Below are 19047 nucleotides of genomic sequence, written 5' to 3'. Positions count from 1 at the left end.
GCGTTACGGATTCCGCGTAGGTTTCCGAAGCTCGATCGCCGGTTACCGGAAAGTCATATTCGGCGCGGTACGGCTCCGTCCTGCCAGCGGTAGAGGTCGCGCAGCAGGGAAATCTCGGCGCCGTGATGGATCAGCTCCCTGTTGACGTGCAGGACCCTGTTCTCCATAGGAAACCGCTCGGGACCCACTGTGGGCGGATTCTCCAGGTCAGTGTCCGAGAGTCCGCGGACCCCCGCGTTCCATCTTCCATACACCTCATCGAGCTGCTTTAGCGCCTCGTCAGCGGTCCCCGCGTAGGCGAATGTCTCGGAGTCGACGTCCTGGCCGCCGAAGTACCATCCGACCCGATAGCCCAGGCACGAGACGATGATGTGCGCCAGCCGCCAAGCAACCGTGGTCACCGGCGCAGGCTCCGGCCCCGGGGATGCGAAGTCCATCGTCCATTCCCCCGAACCTGCCGACATCGGTACGGCCGACGTGCCACGTGGGCGGATACTCCAGCAGCCGCGCACCGGCTCCCAGAAGTACTCCTCATCGGTAAGACCGTCCAGCCGCGGCCGTAGGTTCTTGTGCCAGTACCAGTCCAGCTGGTCCGCGAGTCGCTCGCTTCTTGTCATTTCCGCACACTACATACAAACGGAGACCTGGCCGTGACCCTCGCGGACGCCGTCGCCGGCCCGCAATCCTCCGTCTGCTGACGATCCCGTGTTTGACACAGTGGACGCCACGGCGAGCCACTGCAAGATCGCGACTTCAACGCTAGTCCGGAAAAGGGCATCCGGACTCACCGAACTCCTTGCCCACGAACTGCGCGCCCGCGGCCGCCAGGTCGACGTCGAACACCTCCACGTCCATCTCCCGCGCGTCCTCAAGGCGGCCGACACCAGCACTGGAGCGAGCGCATGACCACCATGGACCTGTACAAGATCGTGACCAGCGAGGGCGACGACGGCACGATGCGCGCAGTCGAACAGCTCTGGACGCCCGGCGAGGACGCGGTGGAGAACGGCTTCATCGTCCATCGCGGCCTGTGCGTCACCGGGATCGACGACCCCACTGACGACCACCTCTACCCGGTCTGCTTCGTCGTCCTCGGACACCGGCGGTGGATCGACATCGTCGAGGCCGCCGCCGCGTACATGGCCCGCGTTCACGGCTGGCGCAACCTCCACCTCTACCCCGGCGACGACCCGGCGGTGCTCATCCCCCGCATCCCGCGCGCCGTGCTCACCCACGGCGTCTTCTTACGGCACCCGCACCCGCACCCGGACCACGGCTGCGGCTGCGGCTGCGAGTGGGACGACAACTGGCGCATGGTCTGGGCACCCAGCATTGAGCCCGGCGCCGTCCCAATCACCGCCATGCGGCACCCGGCCGCCCTGGTGACCGCCGCCAGCATCCCCAACCCCGATGAAGGTGCACCCGCGACCTGGGCTGCCTGGCAGCCAAAGGCCCGGCTCCCCCGCAGACGATCGTGTGTGTGGGGCCTTCTCACGTTTCGCTCACCTTCCCCTGCGCCCGGGCCGGGCTATTACGACGTAATAGCGTGCGGCGGTCTCGGTGAGGCGACGTCAGCTATTACGACGTAATAGCCCGGAGTGGCCGGGGTGCCCACTTCGATACACCAACAAGCACCTCTAGCTAACGTGTCGATGCTCCAAAGGGTCATGAACGTTAGTAAGGTGTCCCTCATGAGTTCGTCAGCCGCTTCCAGCGACCGCGAGAAGGTCGTCTCCAAACTGCCGGGATGGCTCCGGCAGAACCTCAAAATCAGAGCAGCCCAACACGGCATCGAGATCCAGGCCGCCGTGGAACAGGGGATCAGGGACTGGTGCAGCCTGGCTTCCACCACTGCAACCGTCGACACCTCCGGCGCCGACTCCTTCTCGACCTTCCTACCGCCCAGCCAGTGGGAAGAGTTCCGCCAAGTCGCCGCAGACCGCCGTGTCTCCCTCATCCAGGGCATGGCCCAGTCCGTCCAGCTGTGGCTCGACTCCAACCCCACACCAGACGTTGAACGGCCCGAGATCACTCGCCGCATCATCGTCTGCAACCAGAAGGGAGGAGTCGGCAAAACAGCGATCACCGCCGGCCTCGGCGAAGCACTCGCCGAAGACCCCAACACGCTGCACGCTGCCCAGGTCGCCAAGGCACTCTCCAAAGCCCTGCGCGCGAGTGACACCCAAACCGACCACGAGCCAGCCAACGACCCCCTCGACATCGAGAACCTGCCCGGCCTCGGGATGAGAGTCCTCCTGGTCGACTTCGACCCGCAGTGCCACCTCACCAACCAACTCGGTGCCGAACGCCTGCCGATGAACGGCGACAGCCTCACCAACCACATGGCAGGCGACCCCAAGGGCGACCTCCGCGACCTCATCGTCCCCATCGACAACAACACCTTCGGCGGCCGACTCCACCTTCTGCCCGCCTGCAACGACGCCTTCCTCCTCGACGTCCGCCTCTCAGCCGTGCGAGCCCGGGAAGCCGCGCTCGAGCGGGCACTGGCCCCGCTCGAAGCCGACTACGACGTGATCCTTGTCGACTGCCCGCCCAGCCTCGGCCTCAGCATGGACGCCGCCGCCTACTACGGCCGCCGCCGCGACGGCGAAAAACCCGGCCAGTCCGGCGCCCTGATCGTCGTCCAGGCCGAAGACAGCTCAGCCGACGCCTACGAACTGCTCACCACACAGATCGACGATCTGCGCAGCGACCTACAAGTCGACATCGACTACCTCGGCATCGTCGTCAACCTCTACGACTCCCGCCGCGGGTTCATCGCCACCTCATCACTGCAGGGGTGGGTCGACATAAAGGATCCACGAGTCGTCGGCCTCATCGGTGACCTCAAGGAACAGAAAGAAGCAGTCCGGATGAAGCAGCCCCTGCTGGCGTACGCACCCAAATCACAACAGGCAATCGGCATGCGCGCACTGGCCCGGGAGATCGCATGAGCAAGGCCGACCAGCTCGGCGCCGGCCGCTTCGGCGGAGGAGCCCGCACCATCAGCGCACGCCGACAGGCCGTCGCCGCCGCCACAGGAGTCCCCACCGACGGCATCGCCCCACCGACCGAACTCCCCACACACCGCATCAGCCTCAACCCCGACAATCCCCGCTCCAGCCTCGGTGACCTCACCGACCTAGCAGGCAGCCTCAAAACCCATGGCCAGAAGCAGGCGATCACGGTCATGAACCGAGACGCCTACATTCAGGCCAACCCAGAGCGCGAAGCCGACCTCCAGCCCGACACCACCCACGTCGTCATCGACGGCAGCAGCCGCCTCGCCGCCGCCCGCGAAGCCAACATCGCCACGGTCAAGGTCATGGTCAGCGACGACCAGGGCACCACCTCCGAAGAACTCCTCGAATCGGCCCTCGTCGCCAACATCCACCGTCAAGACCTCGAAGAGCTCGACGAAGCCCGCGCCCTCCAACGTCTCCTGGCCATCCACGGCAGCCAGACCGCCCTGGCCAAAAGACTCCACCGCTCCCAGGGGTGGGTGTCACAACGCCTGGCCCTGCTCAATCTCACCCCAGAACTACAGGCCCGGATCGGCGAAGAGCCCATCGACCTGCTGCGCGCCGTGGGCAACAAGCCAGCTGAGCAGCAGGAGACGGCACTCAAGGAACTCAAGGAAGAGCGAACCCGCAAGGAGACGGAGAAGCGGGAACGCAACCGGAAGAAACCGGGGAAGAGCGCCGGGTCTGTCGCTCAGGACGCCGGGAAGCCCGACGGCTATTACGGCGTAATAGGAAACGGCGAGACGAACGCATCGCCCTCCAGCGCTCCGTCAGAAGACACCCCTGGCGATCGAGCACTCCAGCAAGCAGTGCCGGAACCGCGGTTTGACACGGCCTCTCCAAGCACGAGTGAGGATGCCGCAGGCGAAGAACGGCCAGCCCGCAAGGTGCCGTACGACGAGCCAGGTTCCCTCGCCATGCTCCTTGACCGGAAGATCCCTGCCGAAGACGTCTTCTTCGACCTACTCCAGTTCCTCAGCACGAAGGCATTGGAACGCAACCCGAGCCGACTCGGTGAACTGGCACGGTCACTCGCTGAAAAGGCAGCCGCACGGGTCGACTGACCCCACGCGTCTCGGTCCTCCACTGGAAAGGCGGGGGAGCGAGACCAAGCAGCTTCAGGAGGCCGCTATTCGCCGTTTCGCGGTCGGGGGCCACGCCTCCGACTGACCACTTCCGAACAACGACGTGAGCTGGCACGGCGTCAATTCCGCGCGCCAGTAAGCGACGACCAGAGGACGCGGTCCTCCACGGCAGGCTGCACAGCCGACCTCGGTGGACCGTGTCCTCTCCTACAAGCCCGGTCTCGGCGGTCAACTCGTGGAGAAGAGACGGGGTGAGGCAGGCGGGCGGCTGCGGCTGAAGAGGTCTACAGCCAGTACATATGACCTCCTGTCACCTCTCACGGCCGGCCTGGGAGTATGAGGGGCTACCGCTGCCTTGCCTCCAGGAGCACGACCGTGAACCGTCGCCATCTCATACCGCTTGCCACCGCGCTCCTGGGCGTCTTGCTGGTGGGCTGCACCCCGCAAGTCATCGAAGACGACGCGAAGCCCGGCTCACCGGATCCCAACTCATCGGCTGCGGACGCCGTACCCTCCGGTGCGCCGGGCGGCGGGCCTGCCGACGGCGGCCTGTCGCTCGCGGAGGCCATCGCGAAGATCCCGGACGGGGTCGAGCAGCGGGACGGCTACGAATGCGACAGCTTCAAGCACTGGGTCGACGAGGACGGCGACGGCTGCCCCACCCGGGCCGAGGTCCTGATCGAGGAGGCCACCGCAAAGCCGGAGCAGGGGGAGCGGTGCGCGCTGAGCGGCGGGGTGTGGAGGTCGTACTACGACGAGGTCGAGGTCACCGACGCGGGCAGGCTGGACATCGACCACATGGTATCCGTAGCCGCGACGATCTGAATCGATATTTCCGCAGTTCAAGGCGTCAGCGGCATACCGCCGACGATTCACTCGGAACACAGCTTCGCAGGCACTTGCTCTGCCTGGCGTGACCTCGGGAATCGTTGGCGATTCCTGTTTGAGGGCCCGGAAGGCGACTACGGGATGATCAGCGCATGAGCTTCCGTGTGTACGCCGGGCACGTTCGTGACCGTGATCTTCCTTTCGGTAGACGCTATCGAGCCATGAGGGACGCTGTGGGCTGCTACTGCCCGCTTGGATTCCGCGGAACCTGGTCGTATCTGAGCACGGCAGGTGACCTGAGGACCGACGAGACCGCACTGCTGCATGCCCTGGAGAAGCTGGAGGCCAGCCGGACGGTATGGCTGAGGGAAATGGAGTCGTTCGCAGATCGCCGCCGCACCGAGAAGGCCCGGCACCAGCGGACTCCGCGGCAGGCGGAGGTGAGCTACCTGCTCGGGTGGAGATGGCCCGGTCCCGACGGGAAGCAGGTGGTACTCGGCGAGGTCCGGCGGCTGTGGGCCATACACACGCGAGCTCCCTTTCCCGACGTCCCGGCCGCCGACAAGGGAGCCCTGGCCGAGCTGGACACGTGGCTGGCCGGCTGTGTCTCGACCTACCTCGCGAACAACGCAGAGCTTGATGCCAGCCGACAGGACGTCATCGCAAAGTGCCTGCCGGAGCTGCGTCGGCACGTTGCCCAGCTGGGCTATCCGTGGACCTTTCCCGGGGCGTTTGAGTACTTCCGCCTTCTACTGAAGACGACCGAGCTGATCCACAACGACAGCACCCGAGAGACTCGGGGGCGACCTGCGCTCCGCACCAAGATCTGTCCGTGTCCGTAGCTGCCAGGACGGCGAGTCGTCGGGCCCCCGGGGCGACGGAGACCAGCCCTATGTCCCACGCCACGCCCTCACCCGTGACCACCCGCTGCGTACTTGCCACCGCGCCCCTATGTCATCACTGTCAGCGGCACCTCACGCTGTACCGGATAACGCGCCGCTCATAGAGAGGACACGGTGCACACTGCTCTGTCACAGACGTCAGCGACACCGGAAACAAGGTGCGGATAACACCTGGTGCCGCTCGCCGAGGCGTGGGACAGCGGCGCCCACGCCTGGACGCCCGAGCGCCGCCAGGCCTACGCCAACGACCTCGGCGCGCAACGCTCGCTGGTCGCGGTCACCGCGAAGACCAACCGCTCCAAGGCCGACAGGGACCCGGCCGCCTGGCTCCCGCCGGCCGAGAGCGCGCACTGCACCTACGCCGCGGACTGGACCGGAACCAAGCTGCGGTGGCAGCTGACCGCCGGCGACAAGGAACGCGCCGCGCTGGTCAAGCTCGCCGACGCCTGCCCGGACACGGTCGTGGAGTACGAGGTCGCCCCGTAACCGCTGACCATCAGACACTCCGGTACCACGATGCGACACCGACCGCCGTTCCTGGACGGGACCGGGCACACATCGACGGCTCATCGTCTCTGGCCGGCGGGACGGCAAGCCTGGGGACCGCTCTACCGGGCAGCTACACCCTTGAAGCCCGGACCGAGTCCGCGCCGTCGACCGCGTGACGCGGCGGCCGACCGGGAAGCCAGCTGTCGACGTACACGTGAACGTCCCCACCCGCGTACGGATGAACGTGGTCAGTTCCTGATGCGCTGAGGTACGTGTGTCGGCACTCTGCTGCTGGTCGGTATGGGGTGGCAGAGGGGCGGTCGACGATGGTCTTGGACCCGCATCGCTGGCTGGAACTGCGGCGTTTCCGTGGCCTGTTGGAGTCTGGGGCGATGAGCCTGTCGGAGATCGCCAGGGAGACGGGGCTGGACCGCAAGACGGTCCGCAAGTACCTCTCGGAGCCGGGCCCGGCTCAAACGCATGCAGTACCGTCCCGGCCTTCTGGACGGCTTCATCGCCGAGACCGGCCTGATCCTGACGCCGCAACAGGCATGAGTCACCCTGAACCGAAAGCCTCAGTAGTCATGTGCCACGCCGTAGGTGTCGGCCCAGGCACGCTTTAGGTCGGCTTCGCTCCAGTGCCCGAAGGTGTAGGCGGGCGAATCCACCGGCAGCGCCCGCTCCACGCGGATTAGAACCGCTTCGTGACACGGGTAGGCGGGGCCGTGTGTGTCCAGCACCCATTGCCGGGACCAGGCGTACACGGGGTCGCCCTCGCCGCGGAGCTCGGCGGTTCCCTTGAAGCGGAAGCCACGCCGCAGGAGGAAGTCGATCACGTTCACCTCCAGACGGGGGTCCCGCCGAAGGTTCGCCACCGTCGTGGGGGAGGCCATGTTCATGAATACCAGGTGGTCGTCGTCGTAGATGAGCAGCGACCCCTTCGGGGACAGGTTCGGGGAGCCGTCCTCGCAGACCGTCGCCACGAACGCGAGCTTCGCGCTGTCGACGATCCTGCGCATGTCCTGGGTGATGATTCCCATCGTGTCCTTCGCCGGAGTGTGACCGCACGTGCCGACGGGCCGAGCTTTGACGCCGCCGGGTACCAGTGTCAGCGTCACTTCCCTGGTGCGTGTTGGCGACGGGCGAAGGTGTCCGCCGAATGGCGGTCAACTACGACTTCGGCGACCAGTGGATCCACCACATCACCGTGGAGAAGATCCACCGCCCCGCGCCGAACACTCTCTACCCGCGCTGCAGCGCCGTCCGCCGGGCCTGTCCGCCCGAGGGCGTTGTCACGTTGGCTGACCGGCCTGAGATGATCTTGTGGTTGATCGTGCCGGATAGGGGGATCGCTCGTGTCGTCCGCGCCGCCGTCGTATTAGGGGGCCGGTACCCGGTCGAGGTCATCTCCCGCTGTGTGTGGCTGTACCACCGCTTCCCGCTGTCGTTCCGCGAGGTCGAGGAGCTGATGCTCGAGCGCGTGTGATCGTCTCCCACGAGACGGTCCGCCGCTGGTGCGCGAAGTCCGGGCAGACCTACGGCCAACGGCCTGCGCCGCCGGCGACCCCGGCCCGGGGGCACGTGGCACCTGGACGAGGTCTTCATCAAGATCAACGGCGTGCAGCGGTACCTGTGGCGGGCCGTGGACGCCGACGGCACCGTGCTCGACATCCTGGTCCAGGGTCGAAGGGGCAAGGCCGTGGCCCGGCGCTTCTTCCGCCGCCTGCTGAAGACGACCCGCTCGGTGCCGCGGGTGATCGTCACGGACCAGCTCCGCTCCTACGGCGCGGCGCACCGCGAGGTCATGCCCTCCGTGGAACACCGTTCCCACCAGGGCCTGAACAACCGGGCCGAGAACAGCCATCAGCCCACCCGGCGGCGCGAACGCGCCATGAAGGGCTTCCGCAGCGTCGGCGGAGCCCAGCGGTTCCTGGCCGCGTTCAGCGGCATCTCGCCCCACTTCCGGCCCCGCCGCCACCTGATGACCGCCACCGGATACCGCGCCGAGATGACCACCCGCTTCGCGATCCGGGACCAGATCACCGGCGCCACCGCCCCGCCCACCACAGTGTGATCCAGGCCCCCGCCCGCCCCTGACGCGCCCTCAACCGATCAACACCCCACCGACGTGGCAACGCCTGCGCGAGGCCGTCGGAGAGATCCTCGACGACTACACCGACGACGTCTTCGACTACAGCGTCGACTGACACCCGCCAGCAAGGGAAGGGATCACCGCATGTCCGTCCCCACCGCCCCGCACCGCGCGTACGGTGGCGATACGACCCGCCAGGAGGTGCCGATGAGCGCGCAGCCCGAGGAATCCCCCGCCCCGCCGGCCCCGGCCGCCGCCGCGCAGCTGCTCGCTCAGCTGCGCGCCGACCGCCGCGCCGACATGTGGGTGCCGGCCTTCGAGCGGGACTGGGCCAAGGCCCTGGAGGACTCCCGCCACACCTACAGTCTCACGCCCCTGCACGACGTCGTGCGCACCTGGCAGCTGCGCGTCGCCGCGGCCCCGGCCGTCGACGCGTACATGGACTCCGGCCGTGACGAGTCCGGCTTCGTGGACCTGGACGACGTCCTCGGGACCCGCTGGTGACCGGTGAGCCGTGGGCGGTGCGCCTGTCCCAGCAGGCCGCGAAGACGCTCACCGAGATTCCCGCACCCGCCAAGGAGATGGTCCGCGATGTCCTCGACATCGCGGTGCGCTCCCCGTGGGGCTGGCCCCAGTGGAACGCCGGCGACCCGGAAGGCGAAGACGTCCGCGCCGCCTCCATCGGGCAGCTGTCCGTCGTCTACGTGATCAACCGCCTCACCCGGCGCCTGTCCGTCCTGGACATCGTCTGGCTCGGCTGACGCCCGTACGCGGAGTGCGACAGCCGCAGGTCCGTGGCGTGCAGACCCGTTTATTTCGTGATCTGTGTCACGCATTCGCCGTAGGGGCAGGCGCTCCCAGCCTGGGCGTGGCCGACCTCCGTGGGCGTGCCAGTCACGATTTCCGCTGATCACCAAGCGCGCCTGAGCGGTAGCTCAGTGGTCGGCTCCGGAAGTTTTTCGGGGGTTGACGCGACGGTTGGTAGCGCGGCCCGAGGCGTTCAGGTGTGCAGACCGCTGCAGGGATGCGATCACTACGGTCTCAGCGGGGTAGCCCCAGCTCGCCCGCACGCAGCCCGGCCTGGAAGCGGGAGTTGGCCTCCAGCTTGACCATCAGCTCGGCCACGCGCCGCCGGTAGGTGCGTAGCGAAAGGCCGAGTTGTTTGGCCGCTGATTCGTCGGTGAGTCCCGAACCGAGGGCTTTGAGGATCACGCGGCCGTCAGCATCGAGATGGGGGATGTTACTGCGCAGATAGGTGTCGGGATCGATGGCGGTGTCCCAGATCGCCTGGAACAGCGAGTGGACGCCGTCGACCAGGATCTGCGACGTCGTCACGGTGTATTCGCGGCCGGTAGGGGTCTCTGCGCCGGCGAGGATCATCACCCGCCGGTCGATGATGACGGTCTCGTGCGGCAGCCGCGAGCCGCTGATCCGGACGAGAGCCCCCTGGTTCTGCACCAGCCGCAGATGCACGCGGGCCTCTTCGTCGGCGAGCGCGACCGGGCTGAGCAGCTTGCGGGGGACAAAGTCCGGGAAGCGAGCAGCGCGCATCCGGTTGCGGATCGCGGCCCTGGCCTGTGGCTGCGAGAAGGTCTTGAGGTCTCGGGCGGCGCACAGGAACTCGGTCTGCGCGGACTCGAAGAGATGGCCGGCACGCACGATCAACTCTGTGTCCCCTCGGACGGAGAACACCTGCTCGTTCCGCATCCCTCAAGTCTGGCAGCAAGCTGCCACAAGCTCGCGGGGCGTCGTGGCGGTGAACACCATGAGCCTTATGGCGATCAAGACGTTCTCCCTCGGTGGAGACCTGACCATCAACCGGCTCGGCTTCGGCGCGATGCGCCTGGCGGCAGGCAGCTTTGACGGCCCGCCGCGAGACCCTGACAACGGCCTTGCGGTGCTCCGGCGCGCCGTGGAGTTGGGCGTGAACCACATCGACACGGCCGGCTTCTACCGCCGGGGTGCGGTGCGAGCCAACGAGCTGATCCGTAGGGCGCTGTCCCCGTACCGTGATGACCTGGTGATCGCGACGAAGGTTGGGCCGCTGCCCACGCCAGACGGTATGCCGAGGGGGCAGGCGACGCCTGATCAGCTGCGCGGCCTGGTCGAGGCGGATCTGCGCTCCCTTGGGCTGGACCGGCTCGACCTGGTCTATCTGCGAGTGGGCGGAATGACCGGGCCGGGTGGCGAGTCGATCGCCGAACGGTTCGCGGTGCTGGCTGAGCTCCGCGCGGCGGGGCTGATCCGGCACCTGGGCGTCAGTAACGTCGACGCCGTCCAGTTCGCCGAGGCCCGGGAGATCGCGCCTGTCGCGGCGGTGCAGAACCGGTACACCGGTGACATGGGGCTGCTGGCAGCATGCGAGGAAGGGGGCATCGCGTACGTGCCGTACTTCCCGCTCGGCGGTGGTGTCAGTCCGCTGGGCGCCGCACGGCTCGACAAGGTCGCAGCTCACCTGGGCGCGACCGCCACGCAGGTGCACCTCGCCTCGCTGCTGGCGACATCGCCGTCGCTGCTGGCGATTCCGGGCACCGGTTCACTCGGTCACCTGGAGGAGAACCTCGCGGCGAACGACCTCAGTCTCAGTGACGAGGACCTGTCTGACCTGCGAGGCTAACGGGGTAACTCCGGACGGAAGTCGGCTTGCCTGCCATGCCCGTTGCCGCCCGTCCGGTATCCCCGACCGTCACCGAGCTGCACCGGTTGAAGAAGGCGGCCTGGGGCCACAAGACCGAGCACCGGCTTCGGGGGCGCGCAGATCGTGCTGCACGCGGCCCGCGGGCTGCCGAACGCGCGGATCGCCGAGCGGGCTGGCGTGCACATGGACACCGTGCGCACCTGGCGGAGCCGCTTCGTCGAGCAGGGCATGCCCGGCTTGGCTGACCGCAACTGAGGTTTTCGCGTCGGGGTGCGTTGCTCCTGTCATAGCGTCAGGACGAGGCCGGACTCGTCGGGGAAGCACAGCCAGGCGCCCTGCTCCCTCACCGTCGTTCCACCACCGGCCAGACTCCCCCGCAAGCGGGGGCGCCCCCACCTTGACCCAGGTGGCTACCGCCTGCTCGTCGCGTTCGGCGGCCCGGTGCACTGGGGGTACCTCCTGGCCGAAGGCTGGGGGAGCACCTGCGCCGTGAAGCCCATCTGCCGCAGCAGCCGCCAGGTCTGCGGCCCGCTGAGCCAGACGTGCCGACGGCGGCCGATGACGGTGGCCACCCGGGCCGGCGTCCGGCGCTGGTCCTCGACCTAGCCGTGCGCCGTGGGGCCCTGCTCCGGCAGGGCGGCCGACTCCGGGCGCCCCTGCGGCCTGAACCGGCTGGGCCGACTGCTGGGCCCCTTCGAACGCAGCGCCTCGATCCCGCCCGCGCGCCATTGGGCGTGCCAGGCCCGGGCCGACTTCTGCGAGACACGCAGCCGCTCGGCAACCTGCGGCGGCCGCATCCCCTGCGCGAACATCTCGGCGGCCTGGAAGCGGACCTGCTCTTGCTGGTCACGCTGGGGCGCGGTCAGGCCGCCACCATCGGGATACCTCATGCCTTCCGGCCTACACCCGACCGCGAGCCCCGCACCCCGACGCGAAAACCTCAGAAGCGGCTCTTTTCAGCTCAAAGGCGTTGAACGGCGCGGGGGCGGCATCGCCCGCAACAGCTCCCACAGCGGACGCGAGCCCGCCGCCCACACGCCGAGCGTCTGACGGTCCACGACGTGCAGCCGCTGCTGCTTGGCGAAGACTACGGCCGGACCGGTCACCCGGCCGTTCGTGACGATCACCGCGACGTCCGCGCCGTGCACCTGCCGGGCCGTCCCGTTGAGCACCTGCAGATCCGGCGTGCCCACCGCCGAGCCCTGGGCGCCGTTGCGGCGGTGCTTGCACTGGATCACCCAGCGCCGCCCGAACGGATCCGTGGCCTTCACGTCCGCGCCCAGGTCACCGCGGCCGCCGACCCGCTGGGCATCCCGGCAGCCGTCCCGCTGCATCAGGTCCCGTATCGCGTCCTCGAACCGGGTGTAATGCAGTCCGTCCAGCTGGGGCAGCCCGTAGCGCAGGCCCTGCGCCCGAACCGCCTCCCACTGCGCTTGCTGCTGCCGGTTGTAGAGCCATTCGGCGCCCGCCAGCACGGCGAGTACCAGGACGACGACGAGCACCCACCAGTGCGCCAGCAGCCAGTTGACCACCATCACCACCAGGCCGACGACCGCAGCCGCCACCCCGGCGAAGACGATCAGCTGAGCGTCCCTCTGCTGCTGGCGCCTGCTGGGTCGCCGCGTACGCCGCCGCGCCGGCGGCCGCCGCCGGGTCACCGGTCACCGCCCTGGGACGAGAACCGGACCGGGTACGACACCGTGGGCTGCGGCTTCTCGATTCGCAGCGCCGGAGCGTTGTCGAACCGGATCGGGTAGCGCACCGTCGACTCCGGCCGTGGCACCGTCCCGTCGCCCGCCGAGGCACTGCTGTTCCCCAACCCGACCACAGCCAACGCGAACAAGGCGAGGATCGTCATTTCCCGGCGTGCGCCCGGAGCCCACCGGGAATGTCCCCGGACCGGTGTCCCATCAGAGCGCACGTACGGCCGTACCCAAGGCATACAAGCCTCCCCCTCGTAGCAAATCCCCGCGCAGCCGCCCATGGTGACAGCAGACACTGACAACCGGTCAGAAGAGCACCACACAACGTGATCAAGGAAGGTGCGAACAGGACAGGTCAAAACATGCGAGGGCTCCGCCTTCACGCCCCCGGCCCTCTCTCGGAGGGGGCCGGGGGGGAGCGTGTGATCTTGCGGTGAGTGGGTGGGGGCTGGTGGGTGGGTCGGGGGGTGCCTCTATGTCTTTCGTCAAGGCGCCCAGGTTCGGTTTGGGGTGGTTTGACTTGCTGGGGTCATGCGGCGAGTTCGACGCCCTTGGGGACGCGGGGTTCGTAGAAGGTGCCGTCGCGGAGCATGGCGAACAGGACGCTGATGCGCTGGCGGGCCAGGCGGAGGAGGGCCTGGGTGTGGGTCTTGCCGCGGGCTCGCTGGCGGTCGTAGTAGGTGCGGGAGGCCGGGTCGGCGTTCATGCAGGCGAAGGCGGAGAGGAACATGGCGCGTTTGAGCTGCCGGTTTCCGCCTCGGGGTGCGTGCTCGCCGTGGATCGAGGACCCGGACTGTCTGGTGGCCGGGGCCAAGCCGGCGTAGGAGGCGAGGTGGGCGGCGGTGGGGAAGCCGGTGCCGTCGCCGACGGTGACCAGCAGGACGGCGGCGGTCCTGACGCCGACGCCGGGCATCGACGTCAGGACCGGGGAAAGAGGGTGGGCCTCCAGCAGGGCGCTGATCTGAGCTTCCAGGGCCCGGCGCTGGGTGTGGACGGCAGCCAGCGAGCGGGCCAGGGACGGGATCACGATGTCGAGGGTGCCGGTGCCCGGGACGACGACGGTCTGTTCGTCCAGTGCGTCGAAGACTTCGTCGATCAGCCGCTGGGCCATGCGTGGGGCCTTGGGCCGGATCAGTTCGACGAGTCTGCGGCGGCCGGCCTTGCGCAGGGCGGCCGGGGAGCCGTGGCGCTCCAGCAGCCAGGTGACGGCCTGGTGGTCGAGGCGGGGGCCCAGGACGCGTTCCAGGCTGGGGTGGAACTGGGTGAGCAGGCCGCGTATTCGGTTGCTGGTGCGGGTGGCCTCGGCGGCGAGGTCCTGGTCGAAGCCGACCAGGACGGTGAGCTCGGCGGTGATCTCGTCGGTCGGCTCCAGCGAGCGCAGGGTGTGCGGCATGGTGCGGGCCGCGTCCGCGATCACGGCCGCGTCCTTGGCGTCGGTCTTCGCCTCGCCCGGGTAGAGGTCGGCGATCCGGCGCATCGCGAGTCCGGGCAGGTAGGCGACCTGGCAGCCCGCGTCCCGGGCCACGGTCAGCGGCAGGGCGCCGATGGAGGCGGGCTGGTCCACGACCACCAGCACGGTGCCGAACTTCGCGGCCAGCTTGTCGAACACGGCCCGCAGTTTCGGCTCGCTGTTGGGCAGTGGCTTGTCGAAGACCTTCTTGCCGGCCGGGGTGAGTCCGTGGCCGTGATGGGCGCTCTTGCCGACGTCCAGGCCGAGGAACACGCCCACGTCTTCGGTGTCGAACATAGCGCCCTTCCAGGGGTGTTGACGGTGCCGGCCTCGGCGTCGGTGTCGTACGCGCGCATCCACGTTATGCAGACCTGCCATCCGCGAGCTGTCCGGCATTGCGCCGGACCGGGTGGCGGCCGGACCTCTCATCAGCGTCTCCGACGGCACCTTCCGAGCCCGGTGACACCACCCCCCAGGTCATCCGTTCGACAGGGGGACACAGTCATGCCGGGCCCGGAGGCCAGCGGCCCTCTTGCAGGACCGCGGAAAACATAACTGTGAGAGGGCGGTATGTGAGTGCATAGGTGTTTTGTCGTCACCTGAACGTGTGGCAGGACGCTGTTCCGGCCGGTCGGCGGGCGTGGGCGTGCTGGGCTGGTCGCCGTGAGCGAGCGCAAGCCCTACAAGACCGACCTGTCCGACGAGCAGTGGTCGCTGGTCGAGCCGGTGATCACCGCCTGGAAGGCCGCGCATCCCTCGGTCAGTGGCCATCAGAGCCGGTACGCGATGCGGGAGATCGTCAACGCGCTCCTCTACCAGGGCCGCACCGGCTGCCAGTGGGACCTGCTCCCGCACGACTTCCCGCCGCCCGGCGCAGTGAAGTACTACTTCTACACCTGGCGCGACGACGGCACCGACCAGACCATCCACGACCTGCTGCGCTGGCAGGTGCGGGAGAAGGCGCGCCGGAAGGCGGACCCGAGCCTGGTGGTGCTCGACACCCAGAGCGTGCACGCCGCGGCCGGGGTGCCCGCACAGTCGACGGGGCGTGATGCGGCAAAAAAAGTACCGGGCCGCAAGCGCGGCCTGGCCGTTGACGTCCTGGGGCTGGTGATCGCGGTGGTCGTGGTGGCCGCGTCCGTGCACGACAACGCCGTCGGCATCACGCTGCTGGACAAGGTCGCCGCCGACACCGGCACCGTGGAGAAGGCCCTGGTCGACCAGGGCTTCAAGAACGCCGTCGTCGCGCACGGGCAGAAGGTGGGCATCGAGGTAGAGGTCGTCGAGCGCAACCCCGCGCAGACCGGGTTCGTTCCGATCCCCAAACGGTGGATCGTGGAGCGCGCCTACGGGATCTTGATGCTGCACCGCAGGCTGGTGCGCGACTACGAGCACCAGCCCCGCACCTGCGAGTCGCGGGTGTACTGGGCCATGACCGCGGTGATACTGCGCCGGCTGACCGGGGCGACCGCGCCGGCCTGGCGCACCGCATGACTGGCGGGGAGCTGACGCTCGGTGCGGTGCTGGCACGGCTGGAGGAGCGGGAACGGGAGATCGCCGCGCAGGCCGAGACGACGCGGGAGCAGATCGCGCAGCTGACCGTGCGGCTGGACGAACTCGACCGGGCCGCCGAGGAGGTCCGGATCACTCGCAAGACACTGCTGGAGCTGCCCGATCCGCAGCCGCCCGCGCCGCCGCCTTCGAAGCTGCCGGACCATCCGGCCTACCAGCAGATCATGGCGGTGTTCGCCGCGGCCGAGGCCCCGCTGCGGGCGCGGCAGGTGTGCGAGGCGATGGACCTGGAGATCGCGCCCAACACCATCAACAACACCCGCCTGAAACTCAAGCGGCTCGTCGAACGCGGAATCCTGACCGAGACCGAGCAGGGCTTGTTCATCCAGCCACGGCCGTAAGCCGCCCTGCGTCGCTGCGACCTGCCCACTCACCCACAACGGAAGCGACGAATCGGGGCATCAAGTCTCATACCGCCCTCTAAGAGGTCCTAACAGAGTGCTCGGACGCGCCGGTACAGGATGAGGCAGACCGCCAACTGCAGGAAGCCGTCGTGGATGTCGTCCCGGCGCTCCCAACGGATCCTCAGATGCCGGAAACCGTGCAGCCACGACAGTCCACGCTCGACCACCCACCGGTGGACGCCCAGGCCCGAGCCGTGGGATTGCCCCCGGCGGGCGATGACCGGGGTGATGCTCAGGGTGCGGACCATGCTGCGGTAGCGGTCGTGGTCGTAGCCGCGATCCGCATACAGACGCCGCGGCCGGAACCGGGGACGCCCACAGCGGCCGCGGACCGCGGGAATCGCCTTGAGCAGCGGCATCAGCTGGGTGACGTCGTTGCGATTGCCGCCGGTGAGCGAGACCGCGAGCGGAGTGCCGCGCGCATCGGTGATCAGGTGGTGCTTCGAGCCCGGCCGGGCGCGGTCGACCGGGCTCGGGCCGGTTTTGGGCCGCCCCGCAGGGCACGCACGTGAGAGGCGTCGATGGCGGCGCGGGAGAAGTCCAGCTGGTTCGCGCCGCGCAGCTTGGCCAGCAGGATGGCCTGCAACTGCTGCCAGACACCGGCCTGGTTCCAGTCCCGCAGCCGACGCCAGCAGGTCATGCCCGAGCCGAAGCCCAGTTCCTGTGGCAGCCACTCCCACTGGATGTCGGTTGCCAGCACGAACAGGATGCCCTGCAGGGCCTTGCGGTCGTCCAGTCGCTTGCGGCCCGGATGGTCGGGCCGGCGCTCGACCACGGGTAGCAGCGGCTCGATCAGGGCCCACAGGTCGTCGTCGATCTCCCAGGGCTTGGGGCGGGACATCGCGCACCTCCTGGTCAGAGCGGATCCGCACCGACATCTCCAGATTAGCGCAAACGTTCTATTTTGTTAGGTCCTCTAAGCCCTCGCGGCCTCGATTGACCCTTTGACCTGGGCTGATCGTACGGCGCAGCCTTCGCGGGTCGATGTTGTCGATCTTCGGAGGACCTGGTGGCGGTCGAGTTCCTGTCGGATCAACAGGCAGCCCAGTACGCGGCGTTCAACGGAGCGCCGTCGCGTGCGGAGCTGGAGCGGTACTTCTTCCTGGATGACTCGGATCTGGAGAAAGTGCAGGCCAAGCGGCGTCCGCACAACCGGCTCGGCTTCTCGGTCCAGCTGACGAGCGTGCGCTACTTGGGCCGGTTCATGCCGGACCCGCGGCACGTGCCGGCGGAGGTCGCCGAGCACCTCGCCGAGCAGCTGGGGATCGCCGATGCGTCGTGTCTGAAGGAGTACGGCGAGCGGGACGGGACGGCCCGTACGCACGCCGGGGAGATCCAGGAGGCCGGGGGCTGGCGTGACTTCGCCGAGGTGCGGGACGAGCTGAGCGAGTGGCTGGACGCGCGGGCCTGGACGACCGGTGACGGGCCGAAGTCGCTGTTCGACGCGGCGGCCGGGTGGCTGCGCGAGCGCCGGGTGCTGCTGCCCGGGGCCAGCCGTCGGCCAGGCTGGTGGGCACGGTCCGGGAGGCGGCGAACAACCGGCTGTGGGACACCCTGTGCGGCCTGCTGAGCACCGGCCAGCGGGCGGTGCTGGACTCGCTGTTGTCCGTTCCGCCGGGCGCCCGGGTCTCGGAGCTGGACCGGCTGCGCCGAGGACCGGTGCGGATCTCCGGGCCCCAGATGAAGTGGGCGCTGGAGCGGGCGCAGGAGATTGCCGCCTTCGGGATGGGCGAGGTGGACGTGTCCGCGATACCGCCGCGGCGGCTGGCGGAGCTGTCACGGTACGGGATCGACGGCAAGGCGTCGCTGCTCAGGCGGCACGGCGACTCCCGGCGCCTGGCCACCCTGCTGGCGACCGCGGTCTACCTGACGTCCCGGGCGGTCGATGACGCCCTGGACCTCCTGGAGGTGCTGATCGCGACGAAGCTGCTGGCCAGGGCGGAGCGGGAGACGGCGAAGGAGAAGCTGAAGAGCCTGCCACGGGTGGAGAGGGCATCGGCGAAACTGGCCGCCGCGTTCCAGATCGTGTTCGACAGCACCCGCGAGCAGGTCGACACCGACACCGGGGAGATCACCCCGCCCGAGGTGGAGACGCTGGAGGCGATGTGGGAACGGATCGAGCAGGTGGTGCCCCGGCACGAGCTGGCGGCGGCGATCGCAGCACTGTTCGAGCTGACTCCGCCGCTCGACTCGGACACGGACGAGTCATGGCGGACCCAACTGGTCACCCGGTTCGGCACCGTACGGCCGTTCCTGAAGCTCCTGGTGACGGTGGTCGACTTCGACGCCACGCCAGACGGCCTGCCGGTCCTGAAGGCGTTGAAGTCGCTGCCGGACCTGATGGGACGCAAGAAGATCGGGCCCGCCGAGATCGACACCGGCCTGCTCACCGGGTCGTGGCGGCGCCTGGTGCTGTCCGCGCCGCACCTGGAGCCGGGCACGGTCGACTGGAAGGCGTACGCGTTCTGCGTGCTGGAGCAGCTGCACCGGATGCTGCGCCGGCGGGAGGTGTTCGCGAAGAACTCCTCCAAGTGGGGCGATCCCCGCGCGAAGCTGCTGGACGGGGACGCGTGGGAGCAGGCGAAGCCGTCTGTGCTCGCCTCGCTCGGCCTGCCCGCCGAGGCGGGTGAGCACCTGGCGGCGAGGGCCGCACTGCTGGACGGCACCTACCGCGAGGTCGCCGCACGGGTGCCGGCGAACTCGCAGATCGTGTTCGATGACGACGGCCGCCTGCACTTCGCCGCCCTGGAACCGGAGCCCGAACCCGCCTCCCTGCGCCAACTGCGCTAGGGCCTGTGTGATGTTGTGATCAATCTTGCCGATCCGGGTCCGTCTGGAAGGCGGATCCGGTAGGAAGAAGG

General features: G+C 68.5%; 19 protein-coding genes and 5 pseudogenes. 15 read left to right on the top strand and 9 right to left on the bottom strand.

Annotation, left to right across the window (positions count from 1 at the left end; all coding sequences use genetic code 11):
- Positions 1–53: 53 nt before the first annotated feature.
- Entirely contained in the window at positions 54–617 is a 564-nt protein-coding gene (locus AC6F7H_RS33295) for a DinB family protein (RefSeq protein WP_500762320.1), read from the bottom strand.
- Between the two features lie 285 nt (positions 618–902).
- On the opposite strand from AC6F7H_RS33295, the gene AC6F7H_RS33290 reads away from it, so the two are divergent.
- The 6 genes and pseudogenes from AC6F7H_RS33290 to AC6F7H_RS33265 form a co-directional block, all read left to right on the top strand.
- Positions 903–1589: a hypothetical protein gene (locus tag AC6F7H_RS33290; protein ID WP_500762318.1), complete on the top strand. Its 687-nt coding sequence runs from the start codon at positions 903–905 to the stop codon at positions 1587–1589.
- A 102-nt stretch (positions 1590–1691) separates the two neighbouring features.
- Complete coding sequence (locus tag AC6F7H_RS33285) at positions 1692–2954, top strand: ParA family protein (protein WP_500762316.1); 1263 nt, start codon at positions 1692–1694, stop codon at positions 2952–2954.
- Entirely contained in the window at positions 2951–4087 is a 1137-nt protein-coding gene (locus AC6F7H_RS33280) for a ParB/RepB/Spo0J family partition protein (protein ID WP_500762314.1), read from the top strand. The genes AC6F7H_RS33285 and AC6F7H_RS33280 overlap by 4 nt, the downstream gene beginning before the upstream one ends.
- A gap of 396 nt (positions 4088–4483) precedes the next feature.
- Positions 4484–4933, top strand: a complete 450-nt coding sequence (locus AC6F7H_RS33275) for a hypothetical protein (RefSeq protein ID WP_500762312.1) — start codon at positions 4484–4486, stop codon at positions 4931–4933.
- A gap of 155 nt (positions 4934–5088) precedes the next feature.
- Positions 5089–5778, top strand: coding sequence for a hypothetical protein (locus AC6F7H_RS33270; RefSeq protein ID WP_500762568.1), 690 nt, complete (start codon positions 5089–5091; stop codon positions 5776–5778).
- Between the two features lie 228 nt (positions 5779–6006).
- Positions 6007–6324, top strand: a pseudogene (locus tag AC6F7H_RS33265) (HNH endonuclease family protein); the annotation flags it as partial.
- A gap of 578 nt (positions 6325–6902) precedes the next feature.
- Here AC6F7H_RS33265 and AC6F7H_RS33260 read toward each other — a convergent pair.
- Positions 6903–7367, bottom strand: a complete 465-nt coding sequence (locus AC6F7H_RS33260; protein WP_500762310.1) for a pyridoxamine 5'-phosphate oxidase family protein — start codon at positions 7365–7367, stop codon at positions 6903–6905.
- Between the two features lie 119 nt (positions 7368–7486).
- On the opposite strand from AC6F7H_RS33260, the pseudogene AC6F7H_RS33255 reads away from it, so the two are divergent.
- From AC6F7H_RS33255 to AC6F7H_RS33240, 4 genes and pseudogenes are all read left to right on the top strand, one after another.
- Positions 7487–7561 (top strand): annotated as a pseudogene (locus AC6F7H_RS33255) (IS1096 element passenger TnpR family protein); the annotation flags it as partial.
- A gap of 121 nt (positions 7562–7682) precedes the next feature.
- Positions 7683–8401: pseudogene (locus tag AC6F7H_RS33250) on the top strand (IS6 family transposase).
- A 162-nt stretch (positions 8402–8563) separates the two neighbouring features.
- Positions 8564–8923 carry a DUF6247 family protein gene (locus AC6F7H_RS33245; RefSeq protein WP_500762308.1) on the top strand — a complete coding sequence of 120 codons (360 nt, stop codon included), beginning with the start codon at positions 8564–8566 and terminating at the stop codon, positions 8921–8923.
- Positions 8920–9180 (top strand): hypothetical protein, encoded by a 261-nt coding sequence (locus AC6F7H_RS33240; protein WP_109379813.1) that lies wholly within the window; start codon positions 8920–8922, stop codon positions 9178–9180. The genes AC6F7H_RS33245 and AC6F7H_RS33240 overlap by 4 nt, the downstream gene beginning before the upstream one ends.
- Positions 9181–9460: 280 nt before the next feature.
- Here the strand turns inward: AC6F7H_RS33240 and AC6F7H_RS33235 are convergent, their stop codons facing one another.
- Complete coding sequence (locus AC6F7H_RS33235; protein ID WP_500762306.1) at positions 9461–10126, bottom strand: DNA-binding response regulator; 666 nt, start codon at positions 10124–10126, stop codon at positions 9461–9463.
- A 67-nt stretch (positions 10127–10193) separates the two neighbouring features.
- On the opposite strand from AC6F7H_RS33235, the gene AC6F7H_RS33230 reads away from it, so the two are divergent.
- Both AC6F7H_RS33230 and AC6F7H_RS33225 read left to right on the top strand, forming a co-directional pair.
- The gene (locus tag AC6F7H_RS33230) at positions 10194–11036 is read left to right on the top strand and encodes an oxidoreductase (protein WP_500762304.1); all 843 of its coding nucleotides are present in this window, start codon (positions 10194–10196) and stop codon (positions 11034–11036) included.
- Positions 11037–11180: 144 nt separating this feature from the next.
- The gene (locus AC6F7H_RS33225; RefSeq protein WP_500762302.1) at positions 11181–11312 is read left to right on the top strand and encodes a helix-turn-helix domain-containing protein; all 132 of its coding nucleotides are present in this window, start codon (positions 11181–11183) and stop codon (positions 11310–11312) included.
- Positions 11313–11467: 155 nt separating this feature from the next.
- Here AC6F7H_RS33225 and AC6F7H_RS33220 read toward each other — a convergent pair.
- The 5 genes and pseudogenes from AC6F7H_RS33220 to AC6F7H_RS33200 form a co-directional block, all read right to left on the bottom strand.
- Positions 11468–11644, bottom strand: a pseudogene (locus AC6F7H_RS33220) (winged helix-turn-helix domain-containing protein); the annotation flags it as partial.
- Between the two features lie 15 nt (positions 11645–11659).
- Positions 11660–11947 carry a helix-turn-helix domain-containing protein gene (locus AC6F7H_RS33215; protein WP_500762300.1) on the bottom strand — a complete coding sequence of 96 codons (288 nt, stop codon included), beginning with the start codon at positions 11945–11947 and terminating at the stop codon, positions 11660–11662.
- Positions 11948–12013: 66 nt separating this feature from the next.
- A complete protein-coding gene (locus AC6F7H_RS33210) occupies positions 12014–12715 on the bottom strand; it encodes a restriction endonuclease (protein WP_500762298.1) in 702 nt (233 codons plus the stop codon).
- A complete protein-coding gene (locus tag AC6F7H_RS33205; RefSeq protein WP_500762296.1) occupies positions 12712–12915 on the bottom strand; it encodes a hypothetical protein in 204 nt (67 codons plus the stop codon). The genes AC6F7H_RS33210 and AC6F7H_RS33205 overlap by 4 nt, the downstream gene beginning before the upstream one ends.
- A 374-nt stretch (positions 12916–13289) precedes the next feature.
- Positions 13290–14507, bottom strand: coding sequence for an IS110 family RNA-guided transposase (locus AC6F7H_RS33200; RefSeq protein WP_500762294.1), 1218 nt, complete (start codon positions 14505–14507; stop codon positions 13290–13292).
- A 366-nt stretch (positions 14508–14873) separates the two neighbouring features.
- Here AC6F7H_RS33200 and AC6F7H_RS33195 point away from each other — a divergent pair, with 366 nt between their 5' ends.
- Both AC6F7H_RS33195 and AC6F7H_RS33190 read left to right on the top strand, forming a co-directional pair.
- Positions 14874–15704, top strand: a complete 831-nt coding sequence (locus tag AC6F7H_RS33195) for an IS5 family transposase (protein ID WP_500754654.1) — start codon at positions 14874–14876, stop codon at positions 15702–15704.
- Complete coding sequence (locus AC6F7H_RS33190; protein WP_500754652.1) at positions 15701–16123, top strand: hypothetical protein; 423 nt, start codon at positions 15701–15703, stop codon at positions 16121–16123. The genes AC6F7H_RS33195 and AC6F7H_RS33190 overlap by 4 nt, the downstream gene beginning before the upstream one ends.
- 89 nt (positions 16124–16212) lie before the next feature.
- On the opposite strand, the gene AC6F7H_RS33185 is transcribed toward AC6F7H_RS33190, so the two are convergent.
- Positions 16213–17027, bottom strand: a protein-coding gene (locus AC6F7H_RS33185) for an IS5 family transposase (protein ID WP_500756563.1) whose coding sequence is annotated in 2 segments (ribosomal slippage) — positions 16213–16670 and positions 16670–17027 — 816 coding nt in all. Because the reading frame shifts where the segments join, the coding sequence is not laid out codon by codon here.
- Positions 17028–17195: 168 nt separating this feature from the next.
- Between AC6F7H_RS33185 and AC6F7H_RS33180 the strand changes: the two are divergent.
- Positions 17196–18973, top strand: a pseudogene (locus tag AC6F7H_RS33180) (DUF4158 domain-containing protein); the annotation flags it as partial.
- Between the last annotated feature and the right edge of the window lie 74 nt (positions 18974–19047).

Source organism: Streptomyces sp. MMS24-W38, assembly GCF_059889265.1.
The sequence above is the reverse complement of the archived record's forward strand: the minus strand, read 5'-3'. Positions and strand labels throughout refer to the sequence as shown.

Bases quoted from the DNA above. Each gene is read 5' to 3' on its own strand.
- AC6F7H_RS33295 (WP_500762320.1), bottom strand. From the start codon at position 617: ATGACAAGAAGCGAGCGACTCGCGGACCAGCTGGACTGGTACTGGCAC.
- AC6F7H_RS33290 (WP_500762318.1), top strand. From the start codon at position 903: ATGACCACCATGGACCTGTACAAGATCGTGACCAGCGAGGGCGACGAC.
- AC6F7H_RS33285 (WP_500762316.1), top strand. From the start codon at position 1,692: ATGAGTTCGTCAGCCGCTTCCAGCGACCGCGAGAAGGTCGTCTCCAAA.
- AC6F7H_RS33280 (WP_500762314.1), top strand. From the start codon at position 2,951: ATGAGCAAGGCCGACCAGCTCGGCGCCGGCCGCTTCGGCGGAGGAGCC.
- AC6F7H_RS33270 (WP_500762568.1), top strand. From the start codon at position 5,089: ATGAGCTTCCGTGTGTACGCCGGGCACGTTCGTGACCGTGATCTTCCT.
- AC6F7H_RS33260 (WP_500762310.1), bottom strand. From the start codon at position 7,367: ATGGGAATCATCACCCAGGACATGCGCAGGATCGTCGACAGCGCGAAG.
- AC6F7H_RS33245 (WP_500762308.1), top strand. From the start codon at position 8,564: ATGTCCGTCCCCACCGCCCCGCACCGCGCGTACGGTGGCGATACGACC.
- AC6F7H_RS33235 (WP_500762306.1), bottom strand. From the start codon at position 10,126: ATGCGGAACGAGCAGGTGTTCTCCGTCCGAGGGGACACAGAGTTGATC.
- AC6F7H_RS33230 (WP_500762304.1), top strand. From the start codon at position 10,194: ATGGCGATCAAGACGTTCTCCCTCGGTGGAGACCTGACCATCAACCGG.
- AC6F7H_RS33215 (WP_500762300.1), bottom strand. From the start codon at position 11,947: ATGAGGTATCCCGATGGTGGCGGCCTGACCGCGCCCCAGCGTGACCAG.
- AC6F7H_RS33205 (WP_500762296.1), bottom strand. From the start codon at position 12,915: ATGACGATCCTCGCCTTGTTCGCGTTGGCTGTGGTCGGGTTGGGGAAC.
- AC6F7H_RS33200 (WP_500762294.1), bottom strand. From the start codon at position 14,507: ATGTTCGACACCGAAGACGTGGGCGTGTTCCTCGGCCTGGACGTCGGC.
- AC6F7H_RS33190 (WP_500754652.1), top strand. From the start codon at position 15,701: ATGACTGGCGGGGAGCTGACGCTCGGTGCGGTGCTGGCACGGCTGGAG.